We start from the raw sequence: 24,001 nt of genomic DNA, 5'->3' as shown, positions 1-24,001 counted from the left end.
TAAAACGCGTATGCGTTTTTTATTTTTAGGTGATATTGTTGGAGAAACGGGATGCAGAGTTGTTTCCCAGATTCTTCCCTGTTTGATTGAACACTGGCACCTTGATTTTGTTGTTGTTAATGGTGAAAATGCCTCCAATGGTTTTGGCATTACCGAGACAATTTACCAAGATTTTTTAGCTTTGAACGTTGATGTTGTCACAACGGGCAATCATGCATTTAGATGTAAAGAGACTTTGAGCTATGCCTCTTATAGCGATCGTTTTTTACGTCCAGCGAATTTTGTTGAAGGCACTCCTGGAAAAGGTTCTGGTTTATGGACAGCGAAGAATGGTGCTCGTGTTCTTGTTGCGAATGTGATGGGCACTGTTTTTATGCCCTGCACAGTAGATGACCCTTTTCACACTGCAGATAAGATTCTCGCAGCCTGTCCTCTGCGTGAACAAGCGGACGCGATTATTTTTGACTTTCATGCGGAAGCAACGAGTGAGAAACAGTGTTTTGGTCACTTTCTTGATGGACGTGTCAGTGTTATTGTCGGCACGCATACACATATTCCAACGGCTGATGCACAAATTTTAGAGGGCGGAAGCGCTTACTTATCGGATGCAGGCATGTGCGGTGATTATAATTCCTCTTTAGGAATGGATAAAGAAGAACCTCTTTACCGTTTTCTTTATAAAAAAAAGTTTAAATTTTATGAGCCTGCGAAAGGACCAGCAACGCTTTGTGGTTTAGCGGTTGAGCTTTCTGACCGTACTGGCCTTGCTGAAAAAGTTTCCGCTGTCCGCATTGGGCCCCATTTAAAGCCTGAAATTCCAGATTTTTGGGGTTCCTTCTCCCTTTCAGAGCTCACCACTTCAGCCTCCTCTTAAGGAAACACGCACCCACACACGCCATCGTTCTTTGCGCACACAGCAATGCCTGTGAACCTGATGATCCTTTGCAAAGCATATAGGCTCTTACCCTTTTATAGTCCTCTCTCTGTCCTGTCCATGCACTGTTTGCTGAAAAGGTGAAAAAATCTTAAGTCCAGAAAGAAGACACTACTCTCTTTCTCTACAGCTTGTCCTCAGCTTTTCCAGAGCTTTGTCCACACAAAATTCTCCCTGAGGACCCCACGCACCCACACACGCCATCGTTCTTTGCGCATACAGCAATGCCTGTGAACCTGATGATCCTTTGCAAAGCATATAGGCTCTTACCCTTTTATAGTCCTCTCTCTGTCCTGTCCATGCACTGTTTGCTGAAAAGGTGAAAAAATCTTAAGTCCAGAAAGAAGACACTACTCTCTTTCTCTACAGCTTGTCCTCAGCTTTTCCAGAGCTTTGTCCACACAAAATTCTCCCTGAGGACCCCACGCACCCACACACGCCATCATTCTTTGCGCATAAGCTATCATTGTTTTCGTCTCTGGAGCTTTTTCTTAAGGAGATCTCAGACTTCCTCTCTTCAGGAACGACTTTCCACAAACATAGATATATTTTCTCAACCTGTGACGCGTTGAATATTTGCACCACATTGCGCCAACTTTTCCTCCAGCCGTTCAAAGCCTCGATCAAGGTGATAAACGCGACTAACGATTGTCTTTCCCTGTGCAGCAAGTGCGGCAATAACAAGAGAGACGGAAGCGCGTAAATCTGTTGCCATCACTTGTGCACCTTGCAGATTCTCTGTTCCACAGACAAGAGCTGTCTGTCCATTGAGTGTAATTTGTGCTCCCAAACGTATTAATTCCTGTACATGCATAAAACGATTTTCGAAGACTATTTCGGTGATATGAGCATTTCCCTGCGCCCGTGTCATAAGAGCCATGAACTGTGCTTGTAGATCTGTCGGAAAAGCTGGAAAAGGACCTGTTTTGATATCCACTGGCATAATTTTCTGCTCTGGATTTCGTCTTACATTGATCCCTTCTGGTTTTATTTCGATTTCGAGGCCTGTTTTTTTGAGGCATTCGAGAACTTCGGTGAGATGATGAGGGTTTGCATTTTTCAGAAAGACGTCTCCACCGATCATTGCCACGGCCATAGCATAAGTTCCTGCTTCGATTCGATCCGGAATCACTTGGACTTTGGCACTATGCAGTTTTTCCACTCCATGAATGGTCAGGGTTTGTGTTCCTTCTCCAGAGATGCGCGCGCCCATAGCTTTTAGGGCTTGAATAAGATTTGTCACTTCTGGTTCACAAGCAGCATTATCAAGAACGGTTGTTCCTTTTGCCATGACGGCTGCCATCAAGAGCACATGTGTTCCCCCAACGGTTACTTTAGGGAATCGATACCGCCCTCCTTGAAGACCTTCTGGTGCTTTTGCATGAACATAGCCCTGTTCGATAACGATGTGTGCGCCTAGACTTTTGAGACCTTCCAGAATAAAATCAACGGGTCTTGTTCCGATAGCACACCCTCCAGGTAAGGAAACGTAAGCTTCTCTACATCGTGCGAGAAGCGGACCGATCACCCAAAAGCTTGCACGCATTTTTGTGACCAATTCGTAAGGAGCATGTACTGTTGTTATTTTTTTTGCTGTAAAGTGAATTGTCCTTGAATACCCGCTTTCCTGATGTGCTGTTCGCCCCTCTACAGCATAACCGATCCCATGGTGATTGAGAATTCTCAATAAGAGTTCGACATCAACGAGATGCGGAATATACTTCAAAGTAAGTGTCTCCTTAGTGAGCAAGGCAGCAACCATAAGAGGAAGTGCAGCATTTTTAGCTCCTGAAATAGGAATAACACCATTAAGAGGATTTCCACCAATAATGTGAATAGAATCCATAATGTTTGACCCTTTTTACCCACGCCAAAGTGCCCCTTAGAAAGGATCCTTTGAAGAGTTTCCTTTCAAACAAGTGAATACCTTGAAGCGTCTTTTTTCTGACTTTGAAACGAATCATTAAGAGGTTTGGTTGCAAAAATGCCGTAAAAATACCTTAATCGGAAGTCTTTTTTAGGAATTATCCTGAAATCGTTTTCGATTTTGCTCTTTTCGACGTCTTAAATTAGCGCGCAATTGCTGGGCTAGCCTTTCTTGGCGTTGCTTTTTTTTCTCATCTTTGTATTTTTTATTATCGTCTTGTTTTTGTTGATCCATTTGTGTCATGATACATTTTTTTGAACAATTTCACTTTTTTGATAACCGGGAGCCCATTCAATACACACTCTATCTCCCCTTTATCTTTTTGCTTCTTATATCACCTTTTTTGTCATGACATAAGATAGACTGACTTGCAAGAATGGATCAATGTTCTCTTGCCTATTTTGTAACAATATGGCACAAGGCGGCACGAAGATTCAAAGTGCTGCGGTAGCTCAGTGGCAGAGCACTCCCTTGGTAAGGGAGAGGTCGAGAGTTCAATCCTCTCTCGCAGCACCATATGTGTAGAACCCCCTTTTTTGACGATGCTTTCTTGATTCACGCAGAAACCTTTCTTTTTATTTTCTGCATGTGGACTCGTTTTTTTTATTTTTTCTGCCTTTTCTCCTCAAATTTGCACTCTCTATCTCCCTAAAATTTTTCGTAGAATTCATGGCTTTTTCTTTCCCAACTGCTGTAATTTTACAACATCCTTTTCCACCATTGTTTATAAAGAAATCGTTTGCAGACGATGGACCATCACTGCCAAAGCCTCATTAAATCGGTTAATTTCTATTTCAAGCCTTCGAATATAAGCCTCATCGCGATAAGCACGTTTAATCAAAGGCGGCATATCCGGCCAATAGATCATTAAATCAATCCATTCACGTTGTGCAATCCATAACCCTCCTTGACATTGCGCTTTATGTTCAAGAGGAAAATTCCTTTGCGTATAATAAGGGATTAAAATTTCAGGTTTTTTTGTTTTGATTTCCAACATCCCATTTGTCCCGATCAAAGCATCTGGAGAAGCTCCTTTCAAACGATCATCGGCCAAAATAAAACCAACGCATTCAGGTTCTGTCTGTGTAAGAGTTCCATAAAGCTGACGTGCCTGTGGTTCTAATTCTATGCCGCGCCGCATAGGCAACGTTGCTCCCTCTTCGATAGGCTTTCCTGTTATTCTTTCTCCAGCAAGCCTCATCATTAAAGAAGTATATTTTTGCGTTTTTTTTCCATCTTGTTTTTGTGCAAGGACCATCTCGAACAAAGAAGCAGTAATTAAACCATTCCGTGCTTGGCGCCATTCGTCTGTTCCTTGAACACAATCAATAATCGTTGGCATTTTCAATATTCTCCCTTTTTCCCGCTCTTGTCTCTCTTTGAAAACCTTTCAAATCCAGCATTGCGCAACACACAGCTCCAACAAAACAACACCACAGAACTGCACACACCCAGCATTGCGCAACTGGACTCACTTTTTCTTGTTGCTTACGGTTTTTTATTTTCTGGAATTAATTTTGTACGATCATGGGCATAAAGAAATGAGGAAATGCATTCCTATTTTTGCGCTATATAAAAATCATCACGCTGATACTGAAGCGCTAATTTCCGTGCTACTGCCTCTGCTTCATAGTGTGAAATAAAAGAACAGGCATTTTTTTGTTGTGGTTCCAATTTGATGATATTGTGTGCATATCCGGCATAATAGAGTGGTAATCCATAAGAGAATGTTTTGAGGTAAGTTTTCATTATTTTCCCCTCAATATTCATTCAACACATCAGACCAACGCAAACGATGCTGTTTTTCATAAGATCCATAGAGATTGTCTTCATATTCTTGGGCAATTTTTTGATCTAAATAAGCATGATAAGCATCACTATTAAAAATGAAAGGAGCTACTTGTTCATCTTGGTCATAGCCATCACGAATTTTCATATTCATATATAATTCGGCGATTTTTTCGCTTACATCATCGGCATGTAATGACCTTAAATCGAGCCGTAAAAGTCGAACCACATCATCATATTTATTCTCGACCAGTTCGATCACTTCTTCTCGTTCAAGAGGACCATCATACGTATCGTTGATTTCATCTTCACAGAGAATGATAAGAATTTCATCCTCTTTAACGAATGGAATATTTTTCATGAATATTTCTCCCTTAGACAGTTGATAAAGCTAAGCTTTGTCTTGACATGATCAAATATAGCGTTAGTCTTATATCCTCTATGGAAGATATGTCAATTATTTTATCCTTAATAAAAGATATATTATGACTTTTACCAATGCTCAAATGAAAACAAGAACGGACTGTTCTCTTGTTCCCATCTTGCTCTGCATTGTTTCCGATTATTCTAAATCTATATATTTTCAACAGACGGGGGGCTGAAATGCGTGATTTCGAACTATTACAATCTTGGACAAAACTTGACCGAAAAACACAACAGATTATTTTGTTTCGTCTCCGTCAAGCGATCGACGCAAAAGAGTTAAAATGGCCTTCCGCTCCTCAGGAGAAACCTGCAAAACGAGATCAATAAACTCTTGATCTTCAGGCATTGTCTCTTGTCCGTAGAGAATATAACTCATACTCACATTAATTGCGTGACAGACACGATAGAGGGATTCAATCGTCGGCTCTTTTCCTTCAGAGAGAATGGAGTGCAAATATCCAGCTCCTTTCCCTGCAGAGAGTGAGATAGACCTTTTTGACCGTCCACTTTTTTGAAGTGCTTCCTGCAATCTTTGACGCCAACCATCAATATTCATAGTCTCACCCTATAGCCTATCTTAAAAAAATCTGTTTGTAATAAAATTGACTTGCTTTATCTTCTAAAGAGGATAAAATTAACGGAAATTTTCACTTATTTGGAGGATTCATCATTTTTTTATTAAAAAACAACACCCCAAGTCAAAGTTTAAGAATTAGACAGTCATTTTTCAAAAACCCGTATATTGTTATTTTGCCCTCTTCAATTTCCATCTTTTATACAACCTCAAATTGTAAAATTGCAACTCTCTAAATTCTGCATAATTGATGAGTCAATTTTAAGGAAATACACAAAAAAATGATTGTCTACCAGAACAAAGCGAAACAACACAAAAATGAAACAGCAATATTTTTCAAAATAATAAATGTAACCAATATAGTTTTTGGGAGACATAAAAATATATTTTTTGCTTTTTACCCCTTCATATCAGACGAAAAAGAAGAAAGTTTATTTCCCTATGAAACAAGTTCTACACTCAGAAGCTCCGCATTATGAATCCTCGATACTTCCTTATGTCTGTTGGTACCAGAATGATTTCCTTGGTGGAGTCCGTGGAATGCGGGCACATGAAATTGGCATTTATACAATTTTACTGAATGAAATGTACGCGCGAGGGCGCCCTTTAAATTTATCAATAGAACGTTTAGCGCGTCTTTGTGGTTGTGACAAGCGAACTTTTGAAAGCGTTTTAGAGATGTTAATAACGGAAGGGAAAATATTACAGCTCGCCAGTGGTCTTTGGAACACACGGTGTGAAATTGTCTTTCATGAACGCGCAAAATTACTTGAGCAAAAATCCTCTGCGGGACGCTCTTCAGCAAAAAAACGCAAGAAAATCAACGAACAATTTCAGCATCTGCTCAACGCCTCTCCTTTAGATGTTGAACGTAACTCAGAAGCTCAGAAGACAGAAGAAAAAGAAACACCTACTGGTGTTTCACAAAAGAAACCGTCTGCGGTTGTTTCTTCTGCCTCTTTTTGTGACAGTCCTTCTCCCCAAAAAGACATCAAAGGATGTCAACTTTCCCCTGATCAGAAGACAGAGGAAAAAGAATCCCCTAACGGTGTTTCACAAAAGAAACCGTCTGCGGTTGTTTCTTCTGCCTCTTTTTGTGACAGTCTTTCTCCCAAAAAAGACGTCAAAGGGTGTCGACTTCCCCCTGAGTGGCGTGCTGACATTGCAGCAGCAATTTCAGAAGGGCTCAATGAAGAACAAGCCCTTTGGCAAGAAAAAAAGTTTCGTGATTATTGGCAAGCGAAAAGTGGCAAAGATGCAAAAAAAGTTGATTGGACAGCCACCTGGCGTAATTGGTACCGCCGTGAAATTGAGCGTTTACAAGAAAATGATAAACGACTTGCTGCTTTGTCCTCTATCGCTCTTTCGGCCCACTTTGCATCTGCCCTAAGCAACGACCACGAAGAAAGGCTTTATAGCGGCCTTATCAATTATTAAGTTTCTTAACACATCGATAACAATGAGCACACTTTTTGAAATTAAACAAAGACTTACCGCCCAAGCGGGCTCCATAGCAGAAATGCTGCTTCCACAAGGGAAAAAGCGCGGCAATTCTTGGGTTGTGGGCAATATCCACGGCGAAGCAGGACAAAGCCTATCGATCAGCTTAAGCGGCAAAAAAGCAGGGCTTTGGTATGATTTTGCTGAAGGCAATGGCGGAGATCTTCTTGACCTGTGGTGTAGTGTTAAAGGGATCAGTCTTCCTGAGGCGCTTGATGAAGCACGCGCTTATCTCAATCTTTCTCGTCCAAAACCTTTTATGGCTCCTCGCCATCATTATCGTGCTCCTCCTCTTCCGAAAGCAAATATTCCACAACAGCGGGTTAAAATATATTTGCACAAAGAGCGTTGCATTCCCCTTGAAATTTTACAGCAATACCGGATTGGCGAAGAGGGCAATAAGATTATTTTTCCTTTTTATAAACCAGATGGTACCCTCGCCTTAGTGAAAGAGCGCTTAGCCGAAAACGGTGCAACAGCAAAACCAACAGCCTCTCAATGTGAACCGATTTTATTTGGCTGGCAAGCTTTGTCATTCAAAGACTGTGCTTCAACGGACCGAACCCTTGTGATCACTGAAGGAGAAATTGATGCGCTTTCTTTAGCAGCCTATGGATATCCAGCTGTTTCTGTTCCCTTTGGCGGCGGGAAAGGAGGCAAACAAAATTGGATTGAGAATGAATTTGATCGTTTAGAGTCTTTTGAAACTATTTTTCTTGCTACGGATATGGATACACCGGGGGAAGAAGCAGCATTTGAGATTGCCCATCGCCTTGGTCGCCATCGATGTTATCGCGTCCGCCTTCCTGGCAAAGATGCGAATGCGTGTTTACAAGCAGGTGTTGACGCTTCCATCATCCACGAAGCTTTTTTGCAAGCTCAAAGTTTTACCCCCAAGGGGTTACGCCATGTTTTGGATTATAAGGAGCAAGTTATAAACTTATTTTATCCTTCTGCAAAACAGCATCTTGGCTATACAGTTCCCTATTCAAAACTGAATGGTAAACTTTATTTTCGCCCTGCGGAATTGACCCTTTGGAGTGGAGCCAGTGGTGCTGGCAAAAGCCAACTTTTATCGGATTGCATTCCCCATTGGATTGCGCAAAAAAGCCGTCTTTGCTTAGCTTCTCTTGAAATGAAAGGAGAACAATCTTTACGTCGTTTAACGAAACAAACTGGCGGAACGGACCAACCAACGAAAGAAATGATTGAACGCGTTCTTCATTTTTTAGATGCAGGTCTTATTTTGTACGAGCATGTAGGCAAATCAAGCGTTGATGCCCTCTTAGATATTTTTGACTATTGCCGTGCCAAATATGGCTGTGACCAGTTTATTATAGACAGTTTGATGCGCCTTGGGATCGCCTCCGATGACTATGCAAGACAAGAACAAGCTGTTTATAAAATAGTTGATTGGGCAGTTTTAAACGCTGTTCACATTCATCTTGTAACACATACACGCAAAAGTGGTTTAGAAAAGGATGTCCCAGGCACAGAAGATATTAAAGGCGCCTCAGAAATTGGTGCCAATGCTTTTAACATCATCACCATTTGGCGGAACCGTTCTTTAGAAGACAAAATTTTGTCTACCCATAAACCAGAAGAAAAAGCGCACTTAGCACAACGCCCAGGTGTTATTATCAATATTGCCAAACAACGCTCTGGGGATTTTGAAGGAAAAATTGGGCTCTGGTTTGATCCTAAAACTTACCGTTATCGTTGTTCTTCTTCTGCTCCATTAACGCCCCGATGCTATATTGAACAGAACCAAAATAGCTCTTTGGACTCAAAGCAAAGCCCCATCATCTCTCCCACAGTCAACTGTTTTTCTACACCTCCTCTTCCACAAGAATCTCCTTCTTTTTCTCCTTTATCTTCCCTCGCTACACAAATTCCACCATTCCCTCCAGCAAAAAACAACAATCCTCCCATCCCTGTCTCTCCCCCTACTCTCGCCGCACAGAAAAACCCTGCAATACAAAAGAATAATTCTCTTTAAGAACAATCCATCAACCAACCCAAATTCCTTCAATCATCCAACATTCATACCCCTTAAAGCTTTTACTTCAGTGCTTTTCCTCTCAAATAACACCACCACTCTCTTCAGAAGGAAACATCATGACCCATTCACAAAAAACAGATTCCACCATTCCCTCCAGCAAAAAACAACAATCCTCCCATCCCTGTCTCTCCTCCTGCTCTCGCTGTAAAAAGAAATCCATTGGTCACCTAAAAACTCGAGAAGTGATCATCGAAACGAGTAATCCTGCCTTTCAACCTACATCTCCAATCAGAACAAAAAACCCACGCACCACTCTTGCTTTTATTGATGCCCACAGCCGTCCCATTGCCCTTTTATATAAGAAAGGACATATCAACCAAGCGCAATACAAAGCAGCAGAACGCTTTTATGTTTATTGGCGTCAATGCCAAGGTGATGCACAAATGAGTCTTGATTTGACCATTCAAAAAGTGGATAGCGATCAGCGATATACCCACCCAATAGAAGCCCAAACAAATGCCCTCAAACAATTACAAACAGTCAAAATCGAATTAGGGACTCTTGGGTATCGACTGGTTGAACAAGTGGTCGGTTATGATCAAGCATTTAAAGAATTAAGTCCCTCCAAACGCAAACAAAATTCTCTTGCTGATCATTTACGCGACTGTTTAGACTTGCTTGCTGTTCATTGGGGCTACGCAAATCGCACAAAGATATCTTAAACATGTCTTAACTTCTTGAAAAGAGACTGGCTTGCTGCTCACTGCCGCACTGCAAATCGCACAAAGACATCTAAACTTTTTGAAAAAAGCACGAATCACCTCTTTCATCACCATGTTCTAACACACACCTTTGGAGTCCCCACCCATTGCTTCTACCCTTATACTTCTTCTTGTCTCTTCATTTTCTCTGTATGTGCCTCTTTATATGCTCTCTTTTTTACATATGCTCTCTTTTTTACAAAAAACTCTTTTAGCACATCTTTTTGACTTCCCTCCGAAGAGAATCCGGCAAAGAGAAGCCGTTCAACAAATCTTTCAAAGAAGCTCTGCATAAGCACCAGAAAGATCGGAGAGATGCTGTCTCTCCACGAGCTGTATTGGAAACAAACGGCGCCTTATTAGCTTGGTTTTTTGCTTTTATTGAAAGTTTTATTTTTTATCCCAAGGGACGTTTTGTATATTCCCATCACAATTGTTTGCCCTCAAAAGACGCTCTATGCCTTTATTGGCGGCACGGGAGGTTTTGGCTCAACAAGACAAGAATAACACTCTCACCACTCTTCTTCAGAGCAACAATATTTCCCTCGCACACCTCTCCATACAGACAAGTACAGAGACTGCCTCTGCCCCAGATACCACAGTATCCTCTGATAAGATTTTGATCTATTTTTGGAGGGAAAGATCTTATACTTTAAATTAAGAGAATATGAAATAAAGTGGTGCGGGTGGTCGGACTCGAACCGACACTCCTCTCGGAACCAGATTTTGAGTCTGGCGCGTCTACCAGTTCCACCACACCCGCACGACATCTGATAAGGAACACACTTGTCCCCTCTTTTTTTGCACTATATAAAGAACAGAAGATTCGTCAACACTAGATTTTTTTTTTGCAAAAATTGGCTATTTTTGTCTCATTCAGGCTTCCTAAGATTTTTTTGATCTTCTTTGCCTCTTTGAATTGTCGGAAGAAATAATGATCTTGAACTCAGTAAAGCTTTGGACAATTTCACTGGCGAAGCGCCGTACAGCGCCTTATTGGCTTGGTTTTATTGCTTTTATTGAAAGTTTTATTTTTTTTATTCCAGCGGATGTTTTGTATATTCCCATCGCGCTTGTCCGCCCTAAGAAGGCGTATTTTTATGCTTTTATTGCAACATTTTTTTCTGTTTTTGGGGGTATTGTTGGATGGTGTCTTGGCTATTTTGCCTTTGACGCGATTGTTAAGCCTCTGTTAGAATTGACCGATCAATATGAAAATTTTCAAATATTATACAATGATACAACGCAAGAATTTTTAGCAGTTTTACTGACTGTTTCAGGTCTCACCCATCTTCCTCCCATCAAAATAACCACCCTTCTTGCAGGCGTTACCCATTTTAATCTTTGGCTTTTTATTCTTCTCTGTATCCTTTCCCGTGGGACACGTTTTTATCTTTTTGCTTGGCTGATTCAACGTTTTGGCTCTCAAGCGACTGACTGGCTTTCCCATCACTTTAAATGGTTTATGCCCCTTTGTTTTCTTTTGCTTTTATTCATTTATGGATTATACATTCTTTTTCTCAAATCATATTTTTCTCTTTAAGGTGTGCATACAGTGATCTTTTCTGACTATTCTTTTAGCCAACATCTTCACTGTACACTGAAGAGCAAAGAGCAAAAATTATGGATTTTTATTCTTGCTATCCTTTTATTGATTCCGATTGGCATTGCCCTTGTGTTCGAATATATTGGTGGCATTCTTCCCTGCAAGTTGTGCATCATTGAACGCTTTCCTTATTATGGCTCTCTGATATTTTTGAGTATTGCTGCCTTATCAACACGATTTTTCCCCTCCTCTGCTTGGATACGCTCTTTATTCTGGGGTATTTTTATCCTCATGGTCATCAGCCTTATCTTAGCAATCTACCACGCAGGCGCTGAATATCGCTTTTGGGACGCACCGAATAATTGCACGTCACACTCTACCATGATCATAACGGATGCCTCTCACCTTTTAAATCAATTAAACGCTATTCAATCTCCCTCTTGTAATCAAGCAGCGGGATATTTTTTGTTTCTTTCCTTTGCTGGCTGGAATGCTGTTGCTAGTTTAGTTCTGATGCTTATCAGCCTCTTTGTTGCTTCAAAAGGACTCTTGAAAAAACAGTAAAAACCATAAAAAATACAAACAACAGCCCATAATACGAACAAAATCCTCCTCTTTTCAATTGTTCTCTTCACCTTTCAAAAGCATTTTTCCTCAAGACGATGTTTTCTATTTTTCTTTCTTCAGGAAGTAACGAGAAGCACTGCCCGCTTCGTGTTTTTTCTTGCACCTTATCCATTATTTTCAATGATTTCTTGCCAGAAAGAAGAACGGTACACTTTTCAAAAATGTTTCAGATGAAATCCCTTTCTCAAAGAGTTCGCTTTCTTTTTTCCAAAGACAAGAGAACATACCTTCCTTTCGTGCCATCACTTAAGTAGCATACCTCTCACTGTACAAAATCGATTTTCCATTCACCTCCACCAATTCCTCATCATCCTCCCCACCATACTCCAGAAGAAAGCAAAGAGCTCTTTTCGTTCTTTTTTATCCAAAATCCATAGATTCCTCTATCAAAGAGACGATACTCTTCTTTTGACGTTTTAAGAGTCCCCTTATTTCCTCGAACAGCAAACATCTCCGAACGTTTTCATTCTCTATAAAGTGCATCTAAGGATTGTCATCCTACAGGATATTTTATTGGTATTCTTTACCGACTTAGCGGAATTTTTTCGACAAAGGAAATTTCCCTCTTCCACAATTTTACTTTGATCAGAAAGTTTTCGAATTGACTTTCATTATTTTCGTTTTATATTTTAGAATAATTCTAAAACTAATCATATGAGTCCAATGCCTAAGCATTTCTTTTCATCAACACCCCAGAAGGTTTGTTCTTCCTGCACAGCGCAAGAAATTGTCGCTCATGCCACCCAATTAAAAAAAGACCATGCTGCATTGTATTTAAAATACGCACAAGCACTCAAATCATCTTGTCCCACTCAAGCTTTGATTCTTGCAACCATGAGTCATAATGAGCTCCAACACCACAAACAATTACTGAACCTTTCTTGCCATATAAATGAAGGAACCTTAGATTCATCGCCTGAAATCTCTGATTTTTCATCCTTTTCTGCTGCTGAGTCCTCCTCTGTAGAGACAGAACAATCGACCCTTACTCCTCATCAAAAGAAAACTCTTCTAACGTGGATTCAACCTGGCCTTGCGGGATTAATGGATGGTTCCATTTCCACCCTTGCTCCTATTTTTGCAGCAGCTTTTGCTACGGGTGATACATACAAAACTTTTTTAGTGGGCCTTTCTGCTTCTATTGGTGCTGGTCTTTCAATGGGATTTACAGAAGCTCTCCATGATGATGGTAAATTATCTGGCCGTGGCTCACCTATAAAAAGAGGGATTGCTTGCGGTCTGATGACAATGCTTGGTGGTCTAGGACATACGATTCCTTATTTGATTGACTCTTTTTTCTTAGCAACGCTTATTGCTTTCATTATTGTCATTTTTGAGTTAGGAGCCATTGTTTGGATCCAAAATAAATTCATGTCTACCCCCTTACGACGCGCTTCTCTTCAGATTATCCTCGGTGGCGCTTTAGTTTTTGCGACAGGGATTTTGATTGGCACAAGCTGAGCCCAAAAAGGGGAGCGCTTGTTAATGAAATCATATAAATTCACATCCACCTCCTCATGACAAGCTTCTCTTCAGATGATCCTTGGCGGCGCTTTAGTTTTTGCGACAGGGATTTTGATTGGCACAAGCTGAGCCCAAAAAGGGGAGTACTTGTTAATGAAATCATATCTGCTTGTTTTGTAGGAAGGCTTTTGTTAGGATATAAACTTGATTTATCTTTTGGAAATTCCTTGCCATGCCTCATTCTTCAAATACTCCCCCTTCGACACCTCAAAAAGACACTTTTTCTCACCTGGTACAAAAACTTCCTCTGCGGATTCAGCGTCTTGATCACGGACAGGGGCTTGAGCTTCCCCATTATGCAACGGCAGGATCTGCAGGTCTTGATCTGCGGGCTGCTCTTGCCCCAGAAGAAACTGTGAATCTCGTCCCAGGACAGCGTATTCTCATACCCACTGGTTTTATCTTTCATCTTCTTCCAGGGTACGAAGCACAAATACGTCCACGATCTGGCCTTGCTTTAAAACATGGCATCACTTGCCTAAACACTCCTGGAACAATTGATAGCGATTACCGTGGTGAAGTTAAAGTCCTTCTCATTAATTTAGGGCAAGAAGATTTCTCCATCCACCGTGGAATGCGCATTGCACAAACGGTTATTGCCCCAGTTACCCAAGTTGATGTTTGCGAATTTGATCCTCATCAAGCAGATCCCCTTTCTGCTTCTTTCCAAGCCATTCCAAACGAACGCGGCACGGGAGGCTTTGGCTCAACAGGACAAGAATAACACTCTCACCTCTCTTCTTCAGGGCCGCAATATTTCCCTCACACACCTCTCCATATAGACAAAGCACAGAGACTGCCTCTACCTCAGATGCTACAGTATCCTCTGAAAAGAAGTTTCACATTCCCAAATAGCCCACAACACAGAGAGGCCGGCACAGATTCTAGAACAGCAAATGCCCCGCACACCTCTCCATATAGACAAAGCACAGAGACTGCCTCTACCCCAGATGCCACAGTGTCCTCTGAACAAAAGTTCCATACTCCCAAATAGCCCACAACACAGAGAGGACAACACAGATTCTAGAAGGAGCAAATACTCTAGAATATATTCAGTCATCATCTTCAATAGGATCATTTACCGCAAAATTAGGAGCAGTTATTGCAGCTTTATGGAGCCCTACAAGACCAATTTTAGTATATCCAGCACTTCGGATTTGATTAAGGAGATCCACAACAGCTCCATAATCGATTTCGCTATCTGCTCGAATAAAAATCTTTGTTTCGAAATTACGTTGCGTTTTCTGTAACAAAAGATCAATCAACTCTGTTTTGCTGGTGTGATTTTTTCCAATATAAAGAGCATGATCCTTTTTCAAGGTAATATAAATGGGCTCATCGGTCTGAGCAACAATAGGGGTTTGCGTAAGAGTAGGCAACTGAACAGGAAGAACAGACGTTGCTAAAGGCGCAGCGACCATAAAAACAATCAACAGCACTAAGATGACGTCAATGAAAGGCGTTATATTAATCTCACTATGGAGGCCTTCTTCATTGTTTTCCCAATTATCATATTGATCTATTTTCATGGCTGAGCTGATAATTTTTATTCTGTTGTTGTCTATCGAATTCACGACTTATAAGTCTTTCGATTGCCGCTGCGATATCGGCTAAATCATTTCGATATCCATTCAAAAAACGTATAAAACCATTATAGAGAATAACAGCAGGAATTGCGACAAAGAGCCCTATAGCTGTTGCCAGCAAAGCTTCAGCAATTCCAGGTGCGACGACATCCAACCGTGTTGTTTGGGATTTTGCGATTCCAATAAAGGCATTCATGATCCCCCACACGGTTGCAAAAAGACCAACAAAGGGCGCCACAGATCCAATCGTCGCGAGAACGGCACTTCCGCAAGCGATACGCCGCATTGCAGCAAACAAGGAGCGTGATAAAAGCGAATGAACACGTTCTTTCACTCCATCGATATTTCCACAAGAAAGGATATCATAAGGAAAAACTTCGCTTTGGTTTTGATGCAAATCTTTGGATTTCATAAGACAAAGCTGTTGAGACGACAGACGTATTTCTTTGAGAACTTCTTCCAAAAAGAAGACAGAAGTTCCTTTAATCTTTTGAAAGCTTGCTATGAGTTCTGCAAATGTTTGAGCATCATTCGTTAATTGAAAGACGCGCCGTGCTTTATATTTTGCAACAGTGAATTCAACAATTTTAAAAAAAGCAATGGTCCAGGAAAGAAGAGAAGCCAACAATAAAGCGATAATAACAGCTTGCACAACCCAATCAGCAGCCATAAACATTGAAAAAGGAGAGAAATCATGCATGGGTAATGCATTTGTATTGTTTTCTAAAGGAACTGTATGAGATGTCATATTCTATTCAAAATCCTTATATTTAAATTTTTATTCCCCCTTTATACTTCCCGACTCTTCTTTATATTCGCTTTTTAAAGGTATAAATTTGCAAAAAACAAGTCAATCATTCTTTATTACTTACGATTAATCTTTTTTATCATCAAGAAGATTTTTTTAAGATGTTATTTATATTTCTTTTTTTCTAACTTATAAAGAAAATCTCACATTATTAGGACCGATTACATCAGTCTATTTATCGAAGATGTCCCTTGTTTTTGTAGAGCACTCTTCTTTACAATGTTGTAAGAAGCAAATCCCCCCATTTTTGTTAGAATTGTCATCTAAAAAAACTGTTCCTTAATAGATCAGGGAACCAAGAAGATTTTATGACGTTACAAAGCATGACGAGGAAATTTTTATTTCAGTCAAATGATATCAATACTATGTGCAACATCAGTCAATAGAAAGAACAATGGCTATGGCAAATAATAAAACAAACAACAAAACAGAGACAGAAAAAAAACTAAAGAAACAATTGGATCAATTACGCAATGAAATTGCAAGCATCACCTCGACCGTCAGTGACTTTAGTTCCAACAAAATGAACGAAGCAAAAAACAAAGCCGAACAACTTTACAGTTCAGCGAAAGAAAATAGTGAGGAACTCTTATCACAAGCGAAAAGCAAGTACAGTGATTTAGAAAAAACAGTCAATCAACAAGTTCGAGAGCATCCTGGCAAAGCGCTTCTCATTGCAACAGGCATTGGTTTTATTCTTTCTCACTTATTGCGCCGTTAACCAATGTATAAAATGATTACTCCCCTTTTGAACCACCTTGTTGGTGGAGGAATCCAAAGTACTGTGAAGAAGATTCAAATCCAAACATTTTGCTATGGAATTATTGGACTTGCATTATTTATAGCTCTTATCTTTTTATGCATCATAGGTTTTCTCGCATTCTGTTTGGTGATGTCTCCTCTTGCGGCAGCAAGTACATTATTTTTGATTTGGCTTTTTATCGCAGGACTTAGCGCTGTTCTTTGCAAGCTTTTAAAATCGTATCATCGTCGCGATCACCAGAAGCAGTGGGAAAAACAGCGTCATGAGCTTATAACAGCTTCAGCCCTTTCCAGTCTTACGCTCCTGAACAAACATTTACCTCTTGTTAAATTAGGAGGACCTCTTCTTGGGTTTATCACTTATTTTCTTTTGAAAAAAAATAAAAAAGACCACCCCTAGAAATAGGGGGAGCGTCTCATGCATCTAAAAGAGGTTTGCTCTTCACCCAAAACTCTCTTCGAGAAGCTTTCTTTTCAAGGTAAAGCTTTTAAAAAGACCTCTTATTTTCAGAAGAACGCACCCTGTAATGACTTTCATATTGTTTATAACGAGAGTTAAACGCATCCAACAAATATAATATTTTCCTCATTCCCATGACACATTCTCTTCTGCTTGATCTCACAAAGCAAATTTGCCCACAAGCACATCACTGCTTTTGATCCATCAATTTCTTCAAAGACAGCAAGAGAATAATCTTCACCTCAAAATATCTGTTTCTCTTATGGAGTCTTCTCAACGATTTCTCATATCCAATGCCTATAAAAGAAAGCATTTATTGCCTATAAAAGAAAGCATTTATATTGAGTGATTATTGTCATCTCTTCCCTTTGCTGATCATAAGAACCGAATTGATAGAACAACTATAGCTGCTCTTCATCCTGTAAAAAGAGTGAGAGATTTCTTTCCACAAAAGAACAAAAAGAAGAAGTTTTCCCTTCCTCTTATATAAATTTAGGGAATCAAACAGAGAAATTCACAGCAACAAACACTGGGAAGCCGATCATTTTCTCAAAAGTTGTCCGCTATTTTATACACTTATGCCTGAATGCTATCATACTGGATAAGAACAGTGCTAATCTCTGCAACACCATCTTCAATGACTTTTTGATCATCTCCTTCAGCCATAACGCGAATGAAGGGTTCAGTTCCAGAGGGCCGAATTACCAACCGGACTTCTTTTCCTAAACGTTTCTGGACTTGATCAATTGCAGTTTTGACTTTAGAGTTCTGTAAGATCTTTTTATTTTTAATGGATATATTTTTTAAAATCTGTGGAACAGTTTCAAAACGCTGACATAACTGGCTCATAGGAATCTGACTTTCCTGCATACAAGCGAGAATTTGCAAGGCAGCGACCAATCCATCACCAGTCGTTCCAAAATCACTTAAGACAATATGCCCAGAAGACTCCCCACCCACATTGTATCCTTTTTGACGCATAGCATCTACAACGTAGCGATCTCCGACATTTGTACGAATGAGTTCCAATCCTTTGTTGTTTAAGAAACGCTCAAGCCCCAAATTTGACATAATCGATGCAACAACTCCATTTCTCTGCAACCGTTCGGTTTTATACCAATGCTCAGCAATAACAGCAATGATTTGATCCCCATCGATAGTTTGCGCTTTTTCATCAACCATGATCACCCGATCACCATCGCCATCAAGAGCAATTCCGACATCGGCACGCACTTCATGTACTTTCCTTTTTAAAGAGGTGAGATCGGTTGATCCGCATTTCTGGTTAATATTAAGACCTGTTGGCTCATTATTAATCGCAAAGACTTCTGCTCCTAATTCCCATAATGCCCGTGGCGCTGCTTTATAAGTAGCACCATTGGCACAATCGACAACAATACGCAAAGAATCCAGTCGTACATCACGTGGCAAAGTTCGTTTAGCATATTCTATATAGCGATAAATATCCCCTTCCACACGTTTAGCACGACCGATTTCTGAAGCTTCTGCTAAAGAATGTACAAGATCTTTCTCAACCAATTGTTCAATTTTGATTTCTATTTCATCGGAAAGTTTAAAACCATCGGGACCAAAAAGTTTAATACCATTGTCATAAAAAGGATTATGGGAAGCGGAAATCATCACGCCTAAATCAGCCCGTAAGGAACGGCATAACATAGCAACAGCAGGGGTTGGCACCGGTCCTAATAAGAAAGCATCCATTCCAGCAGCGGTCAATCCTGAAACCAAAGCATTTTCTAACATATACCCAGATAAACGTGTGTCTTTTCCAATAACCACACGATGTGACTGTTCTTTTGTGCGAAATAAAACACCCACGGCCATTCCTATTTTCATGGCAAAATCTGGTGTCATAGGAAAAAGATTGGCTTTCCCTCGAATTCCATCTGTACCGAAATATTTTCGTGCCATTTTTTTTCCTTTTACATATCCGTTTCTCTGACAGCCCCCACATACTGCATTTATTATGTTTTGATTATTTTTCTCAATTTTGCACAAACCCCGAGTCTCTTGATGCATAGATCAGTTGAAATCACCCTCTGATCTATCATTTTCTCACCTCACTTTTGCACTTGAAGAGTTACAGTTTTAAGCCCACCATTCTCAACTTTTTGAACAAACTCAGAAGAAGAAGGAAATCTCTTATTAAGACAATATTTTCCTATCCTCCTCAGAAGAGGATATAGAACACACTGCTCAGAGTTCTATACTCTCCGTCAATAATTTTATCTTTCAAGAATCTTAATTTTTGTCCAGCTTTTACTGCACCCTCCTTTGCAAGACCTCTCTTTTTTCTGAATTGATTTTTTAAATCCCACCTTCGCACCTTTCACCCTCCTAGACACTATCCTTTCTGCCCTTAAAATCCTCTAAAGAATTTTAATAGATTTTTGTGTTGATAACGCACAGAGCTATTAAGGATAATAGGTTTTAGTTAAGCATCATTAGCAGGAGTTTGTTTTTTCTTTCGTTCAGAAGTCTGAGACTTTTCTGACGTTTTTTCTTTACTTCTGGAAACATCTCCTGTTTCAGCTTTATCAGATTTATTGGTCTCGGTTTTATTTTTTGTGCTTCGTGATTTTGTTTCAGCATCACTAGCCTCACCCTCGTGATTGGAACTGTCTTTTTCAAGATGAGACGTATCGTGTTTTCCTCTTTTCCCCGTTTTAGGCACAACAGAGGTTCGCGGATTCTGATCTTCACTTGCTTGTGCACGAACAGGAGGTTTGCCCTGAATGATATTATTAATTTCTTGACCTGTTAAGGTTTCATATTCCAACAAACCTTGAGCAATAGCCCACCACTGTTTCTTTTTTTCTTTCAAAATTTTTGTTGCACTTTTGTAAGCATCATCAATCAGCTTACGGACCTCAGCATCGATCATACGGGCTGTCTCTTCAGAGATATTTTGTGTTCTTGCTACGGAATGACCTAAAAAAACCTCATCTTGATTATCACCATAAGCAACATTTCCGAGAATATCGGAAAATCCCCATCGTGTGATCATTGCTCTGGCCAACTTTGTTGCTTGTTCAATATCAGAAGCTGCTCCAGAGGTGATATTTTCTTTTCCAAATTTCAATTCTTCGGCAACCCTTCCCCCCATCATGATAGCCAAACGTGAAATCATCCACCGATAGCTCATAGAATAACGGTCCCCTTCTGGCAATTGCATGACCATACCCAGAGCCCTTCCTCTTGGTACAATTGTTGCTTTATGAACAGGGTCAGCAACGGGAACACTCAAAGCGACAATCGCATGTCCTGCTTCGTGGTAAGCTGTCAGTTCTTTTTCCTCTTGTGTCATAGCAGTTGAACGCCGTTCAGCCCCCATCATCACTTTATCTTTGGCATCTTCGAACTCTTGCATTGTGACCACTCTTTTATTCCGGCTTGCAGCCATTAAAGCAGCTTCATTGACAAGATTCATTAAATCAGCTCCGGAAAATCCCGGCGTTCCTCTTGCTAATATTTTCAGATCAACATTAGGAGCCAGAGGCACATTCCGCACATGAACTTTTAAGATTTGTTCCCGTCCAGATACATCGGGATTGGGCACAACAACTTGTCGATCGAAACGTCCAGGTCTTAATAAAGCAGGATCGAGAACATCAGGACGATTTGTTGCAGCAATTAAAATAATGCTTTCATTGGGTTCAAATCCATCCATTTCAACCAACAGCTGATTTAATGTTTGTTCGCGTTCATCATTTCCTCCGCCCAATCCTGCACCACGATGACGGCCTACAGCATCAATTTCATCGATAAAGATAATACAAGGAGCATTTTTTTTGGCTTGTTCAAACATATCACGAACACGGCTTGCTCCAACTCCGACGAACATTTCTACAAAATCGGATCCAGAAATGGTAAAAAAGGGCACATTCGCTTCCCCTGCAACAGAACGAGCAAGCAAAGTTTTCCCCGTTCCTGGAGGTCCTACGAGCAAAACGCCCCGTGGAATACGTCCACCTAAGCGTTGAAATTTTTGTGGTTCCCGCAAAAAATCAACAATTTCTTGTAAATCCTGCTTAGCCTCTTCAACACCAGCAACATCTTGAAAAGTGACTCTTCCATGAGCTTCTGTCAGCAATTTTGCTTTTGATTTCCCAAAACCCATCGCACCGCGTGATCCATTTTGCATTTGTCGCATAAAGAAAACCCACGCGCCCACGATAATAATAACAGGAAGCAACGAAAATAATAAATTAAGAAAGATATTATTCCCAGAATTTTCTGGAATCGCTTTAACATTGACTTTTTTGTTTTCCAATTTTTGCACCAACCCTGGATCTCTTGGTGCATAGGTTGAAACCACCCTCTGATCTGTTGTTTTTCCTACTAATTTTTGCCCTTGAATAGTGACAGTTTTAAGCTCGCCATTCTCAACTTTTTGTAAAAACTCAGAATAGGATACTTCGCCATTTCCAGAACGCTGACTGTCTCCATTAAAAAGAGAAAACAACACGATTAAAACAACGGCGATGATCCCCCAAATCAAGAGGGAACGATAATTGGAATTCATATTAAGCCCATTTATTTAAATAGAGTTTCTTAAGAGTCGTGTTCAACATATAATCTTGTTTCTTCCTTGCCAAGATATAAGAGCTATTTATTCTGTTTTAAAATGATTTTTCTTCATCCTTTTTCCCCTTTTTTCTGTAAATTTTCATTTTTTATTCATGATTAAAATTAAAAAAAGGTCCTACAACACTGACAATCGCTGCATCCTCCTGTGATAATAACCAATGAAATGGTGCCATAATTCGTTTTATTATAATATTGTGGTGACAATAAAAATGAGGTGTTAATTCTGGAATATCAACCCCCTTTTCATGAGAAATCATCACCAACGATTGCAAAGAGGGGAAATGAGGGGATTCGAGATCACTTTTTCCTTGATCGAGAGAAGCTTTCAGATGAAGCAAATCCGCAGGCCCCACACGTATGGCTGACGTATCATGATTGATAATTTGATAGCGCTGATCCCATATAAAGATTTCTCCCGGAGCAATCATTGCTTCTTGAATATGACGTGCTTCGCGCCATATAGCAATTCCTTTTCGGCTATATTCAATAACCGCCCCAGCTAGAGTAAACCGTTTTTTTTCTGGATTATGCAAAGATAATTTTTGGTCCAGAACGGCTAATTTTTGAGAAGACAGCAAATACGAACTTCCCCCCATGAGAACAATAAAAAGCCCGACAACAAAGGGAAAAGCATGATGTTTCTGTAAAAAGGAAGGAGGTTGTCCGATAAAACAGCGCCCATACTCCACAGTAATATCCAAGGCTAAGATCAAATCTGCAACTTTTTGCGCTTGAACCCGACGTTGCAATGCAGCTTTATGAACCTTTTGAGCAATTTCCGTCAGCTTTTTTTGATGAAGAACATGACGCACACGCACACGTTCAAATTTTAAATCCTCATTTGTTGGATCATCAATCCATTTTGATCCCTGCAAAGATAAATAAGCACGCAGCGTTTTACGCCTTACCCCAAGTAACGGCCGAATCAAACGTACTTTGCCATACAACAAAGCTTCCCTTGGCATACAAGATAAACCGCGCTCATATCTTTCTTCATCATTTTCAGCAGATCTTTTTTGACTCTTTTCCTTTAAGATCTGCATTTCTTCATTTGCAGATTCCCTCTCTTTTCCCCTCTCTTCCCAAAGTATTTCTGGAATTTCTTGTTGTGCACCGTCTGTTTTCTTTTGACTTCGTTGAACACGCATTTGGTAAGTTTCAGCCTGATCATTGAGCGTATGCCCTGTCATAATCAGTGTTGCACCTTGTTTTTGTGCTTCTTTGAACAGTAAATCATACCGTGCAATCCGCGCTTTTTCGCTTATTTGTGTCCTCGGCTTTTTACCTTCCCACCGTACAACGATATGCTTTATCTGCAAGGCATGGCAAATCTTTGCAACACTTTCTGCTTCATACGCTGATTCCTCACGTAATTGATGATCAATGGTTACAACAATCACCTCTGGAGCAAGAGGCACTGTTTTTAAATGCTCTTTGACCAAAAACAATAAAGCTAACGAATCACCTCCTCCAGAAACCCCTAAAATCAATTTCTGACAATGAGCAAAGTCTGTTTTTTTAAAAAGATTTTTTGCTAATTTAATAGACACTGAGAACGACTGCACTCCTCATTTAAAGCACGGACAAAAACACCTCTAATATTTTAGTCTCTTTTGATTTATCTTTAAGTTATCACAAACTTTACTCTTTTGATCAATCCATTATACACTGGATTAAAATCGGCAAAATCGCAAAACTATAAAGTATTTTTATCTTTCCAACTCTTCATAAAAGAGGATAGCGCTTCATAAAACCCTTTTTATCACTCTATAGCTTCAGCTGCATGTCTTCAAGAATTGATGATCAAAACACTTAATAAATGGCGTAAAAATTCTTGCATCCACACAATAAAGAAAACCTTCGATCACAGCAAATATGATACAGTATATGCCCCTCACAGCATTGTAGAAAAAATGCACCTCTTTGCTTGAGCGCTCCTTCCTATGATTGCTCTGCGTCATATCCTCTAGACAATCATTACAGGGATTATAATTGGCTGCCGCATCATCTTTCATCCCCTCCCGCATCAACCTTCTTTACAGTTTTCACCCATCCATCTCTTGAGAAGCGCAATACACAAAGGAATTATGGATCAAATAAAGCACTCTTGCTTCTTGATCAAAAACCGCATTATCTTTCATCCCCTCCTGCATCAACCTTCTTTA

Annotated in this window: 23 protein-coding genes and 2 tRNA genes; 12 read left to right on the top strand and 13 right to left on the bottom strand. The window is 40.1% G+C overall.

What is annotated here, in order from left to right; all coding sequences use genetic code 11:
- The first annotated feature begins 10 nt into the window (after nt 1-10).
- The gene (locus tag O99_RS04550) at nt 11-874 is read left to right on the top strand and encodes a TIGR00282 family metallophosphoesterase (protein WP_051668866.1); all 864 of its coding nucleotides are present in this window, start codon (nt 11-13) and stop codon (nt 872-874) included.
- Nucleotides 875-1,487: 613 nt separating this feature from the next.
- Here O99_RS04550 and murA read toward each other — a convergent pair.
- Both murA and O99_RS06915 read right to left on the bottom strand, forming a co-directional pair.
- Nucleotides 1,488-2,780: a UDP-N-acetylglucosamine 1-carboxyvinyltransferase gene (gene murA, locus O99_RS04545; RefSeq protein WP_035006590.1), complete on the bottom strand. Its 1,293-nt coding sequence runs from the start codon at nt 2,778-2,780 to the stop codon at nt 1,488-1,490.
- Nucleotides 2,781-2,951: 171 nt separating this feature from the next.
- Nucleotides 2,952-3,104: a hypothetical protein gene (locus tag O99_RS06915; protein WP_167884996.1), complete on the bottom strand. Its 153-nt coding sequence runs from the start codon at nt 3,102-3,104 to the stop codon at nt 2,952-2,954.
- A 198-nt stretch (nt 3,105-3,302) separates the two neighbouring features.
- Here O99_RS06915 and O99_RS04540 point away from each other — a divergent pair.
- Nucleotides 3,303-3,377, top strand: a tRNA-Thr gene (locus O99_RS04540).
- A gap of 208 nt (nt 3,378-3,585) precedes the next feature.
- Here the strand turns inward: O99_RS04540 and O99_RS04535 are convergent.
- From O99_RS04535 to O99_RS04520, 4 genes are all read right to left on the bottom strand, one after another.
- Nucleotides 3,586-4,203 (bottom strand): lambda exonuclease family protein, encoded by a 618-nt coding sequence (locus O99_RS04535; RefSeq protein ID WP_035006589.1) that lies wholly within the window; start codon nt 4,201-4,203, stop codon nt 3,586-3,588.
- Nucleotides 4,204-4,418: 215 nt separating this feature from the next.
- Nucleotides 4,419-4,610 carry a hypothetical protein gene (locus O99_RS04530; RefSeq protein ID WP_035006588.1) on the bottom strand — a complete coding sequence of 64 codons (192 nt, stop codon included), beginning with the start codon at nt 4,608-4,610 and terminating at the stop codon, nt 4,419-4,421.
- A gap of 10 nt (nt 4,611-4,620) precedes the next feature.
- Nucleotides 4,621-5,010 carry a hypothetical protein gene (locus O99_RS04525; RefSeq protein WP_035006587.1) on the bottom strand — a complete coding sequence of 130 codons (390 nt, stop codon included), beginning with the start codon at nt 5,008-5,010 and terminating at the stop codon, nt 4,621-4,623.
- A 300-nt stretch (nt 5,011-5,310) separates the two neighbouring features.
- Nucleotides 5,311-5,631, bottom strand: a complete 321-nt coding sequence (locus O99_RS04520) for a helix-turn-helix domain-containing protein (RefSeq protein ID WP_035006585.1) — start codon at nt 5,629-5,631, stop codon at nt 5,311-5,313.
- A gap of 459 nt (nt 5,632-6,090) precedes the next feature.
- Here O99_RS04520 and O99_RS04515 point away from each other — a divergent pair, with 459 nt between their 5' ends.
- Complete coding sequence (locus O99_RS04515; RefSeq protein WP_035006583.1) at nt 6,091-7,086, top strand: YdaU family protein; 996 nt, start codon at nt 6,091-6,093, stop codon at nt 7,084-7,086.
- A 22-nt stretch (nt 7,087-7,108) separates the two neighbouring features.
- Nucleotides 7,109-9,148, top strand: a complete 2,040-nt coding sequence (locus tag O99_RS04510) for a toprim domain-containing protein (RefSeq protein ID WP_078673987.1) — start codon at nt 7,109-7,111, stop codon at nt 9,146-9,148.
- An 82-nt stretch (nt 9,149-9,230) separates the two neighbouring features.
- Here O99_RS04510 and O99_RS07135 read toward each other — a convergent pair whose 3' ends face one another.
- Nucleotides 9,231-9,371, bottom strand: a complete 141-nt coding sequence (locus O99_RS07135) for a hypothetical protein (protein WP_235692223.1) — start codon at nt 9,369-9,371, stop codon at nt 9,231-9,233.
- Between O99_RS07135 and O99_RS04505 the strand changes: the two genes are divergently transcribed.
- Nucleotides 9,370-9,873 (top strand): hypothetical protein, encoded by a 504-nt coding sequence (locus tag O99_RS04505; protein WP_235692222.1) that lies wholly within the window; start codon nt 9,370-9,372, stop codon nt 9,871-9,873. The two genes, O99_RS07135 and O99_RS04505, sit on opposite strands and share 2 nt — an antisense overlap.
- Nucleotides 9,874-10,590: 717 nt before the next feature.
- On the opposite strand, the gene O99_RS04500 is transcribed toward O99_RS04505, so the two are convergent.
- Nucleotides 10,591-10,675: transfer RNA gene (locus O99_RS04500), tRNA-Leu, on the bottom strand.
- A 171-nt stretch (nt 10,676-10,846) separates the two neighbouring features.
- On the opposite strand from O99_RS04500, the gene O99_RS04495 reads away from it, so the two are divergent.
- The 4 genes from O99_RS04495 (at nt 10,847) to dut (ending at nt 14,333) form a co-directional block, all read left to right on the top strand.
- Nucleotides 10,847-11,455: a YqaA family protein gene (locus tag O99_RS04495; protein WP_035006581.1), complete on the top strand. Its 609-nt coding sequence runs from the start codon at nt 10,847-10,849 to the stop codon at nt 11,453-11,455.
- 3 nt (nt 11,456-11,458) lie between these two features.
- The gene (locus tag O99_RS04490) at nt 11,459-12,022 is read left to right on the top strand and encodes a disulfide bond formation protein B (RefSeq protein WP_035006580.1); all 564 of its coding nucleotides are present in this window, start codon (nt 11,459-11,461) and stop codon (nt 12,020-12,022) included.
- A gap of 726 nt (nt 12,023-12,748) precedes the next feature.
- The gene (locus O99_RS04485) at nt 12,749-13,546 is read left to right on the top strand and encodes a VIT1/CCC1 transporter family protein (protein WP_035006578.1); all 798 of its coding nucleotides are present in this window, start codon (nt 12,749-12,751) and stop codon (nt 13,544-13,546) included.
- Nucleotides 13,547-13,781: 235 nt separating this feature from the next.
- Nucleotides 13,782-14,333, top strand: coding sequence for a dUTP diphosphatase (gene dut / locus O99_RS04480; RefSeq protein ID WP_035006576.1), 552 nt, complete (start codon nt 13,782-13,784; stop codon nt 14,331-14,333).
- Between the two features lie 328 nt (nt 14,334-14,661).
- On the opposite strand, the gene O99_RS04475 is transcribed toward dut, so the two are convergent.
- On the bottom strand, nt 14,662-15,138 hold the full coding sequence (locus tag O99_RS04475; RefSeq protein ID WP_078688886.1) for a biopolymer transporter ExbD: 477 nt from the start codon (nt 15,136-15,138) through the stop codon (nt 14,662-14,664).
- The gene (locus O99_RS04470; RefSeq protein WP_035006575.1) at nt 15,119-15,943 is read right to left on the bottom strand and encodes a MotA/TolQ/ExbB proton channel family protein; all 825 of its coding nucleotides are present in this window, start codon (nt 15,941-15,943) and stop codon (nt 15,119-15,121) included. Before O99_RS04470 ends, O99_RS04475 begins: the two co-directional genes overlap by 20 nt.
- Nucleotides 15,944-16,403: 460 nt before the next feature.
- Between O99_RS04470 and O99_RS04465 the strand changes: the two genes are divergently transcribed.
- Both O99_RS04465 and O99_RS04460 read left to right on the top strand, forming a co-directional pair.
- Nucleotides 16,404-16,724: a DUF883 family protein gene (locus O99_RS04465; RefSeq protein WP_035006790.1), complete on the top strand. Its 321-nt coding sequence runs from the start codon at nt 16,404-16,406 to the stop codon at nt 16,722-16,724.
- Nucleotides 16,725-16,727: 3 nt separating this feature from the next.
- Entirely contained in the window at nt 16,728-17,165 is a 438-nt protein-coding gene (locus O99_RS04460; protein WP_035006573.1) for a phage holin family protein, read from the top strand.
- Between the two features lie 636 nt (nt 17,166-17,801).
- Here O99_RS04460 and glmM read toward each other — a convergent pair.
- The 3 genes from glmM to tilS all read right to left on the bottom strand — a co-directional run bounded on the left by glmM (nt 17,802) and on the right by tilS (nt 23,386).
- Entirely contained in the window at nt 17,802-19,157 is a 1,356-nt protein-coding gene (gene glmM, locus O99_RS04455; RefSeq protein WP_035006571.1) for a phosphoglucosamine mutase, read from the bottom strand.
- 523 nt (nt 19,158-19,680) lie between these two features.
- Nucleotides 19,681-21,771: an ATP-dependent zinc metalloprotease FtsH gene (ftsH, locus tag O99_RS04450; RefSeq protein ID WP_035006570.1), complete on the bottom strand. Its 2,091-nt coding sequence runs from the start codon at nt 21,769-21,771 to the stop codon at nt 19,681-19,683.
- Nucleotides 21,772-21,922: 151 nt separating this feature from the next.
- Nucleotides 21,923-23,386, bottom strand: coding sequence for a tRNA lysidine(34) synthetase TilS (gene tilS, locus O99_RS04445; protein WP_035006569.1), 1,464 nt, complete (start codon nt 23,384-23,386; stop codon nt 21,923-21,925).
- Nucleotides 23,387-23,763: 377 nt separating this feature from the next.
- Here tilS and O99_RS06975 point away from each other — a divergent pair.
- Nucleotides 23,764-24,001: hypothetical protein (locus O99_RS06975; RefSeq protein ID WP_210164649.1), on the top strand; the 238-nt coding region annotated here is incomplete at its 3' end.

The organism is Bartonella rochalimae ATCC BAA-1498 (assembly GCF_000706645.1).
Classification (GTDB): Bacteria; Pseudomonadota; Alphaproteobacteria; order Rhizobiales; family Rhizobiaceae; genus Bartonella; species Bartonella rochalimae.
Note: the sequence above shows the minus strand (reverse complement) of the source record. Positions and strands in the feature narration are given on the sequence as shown.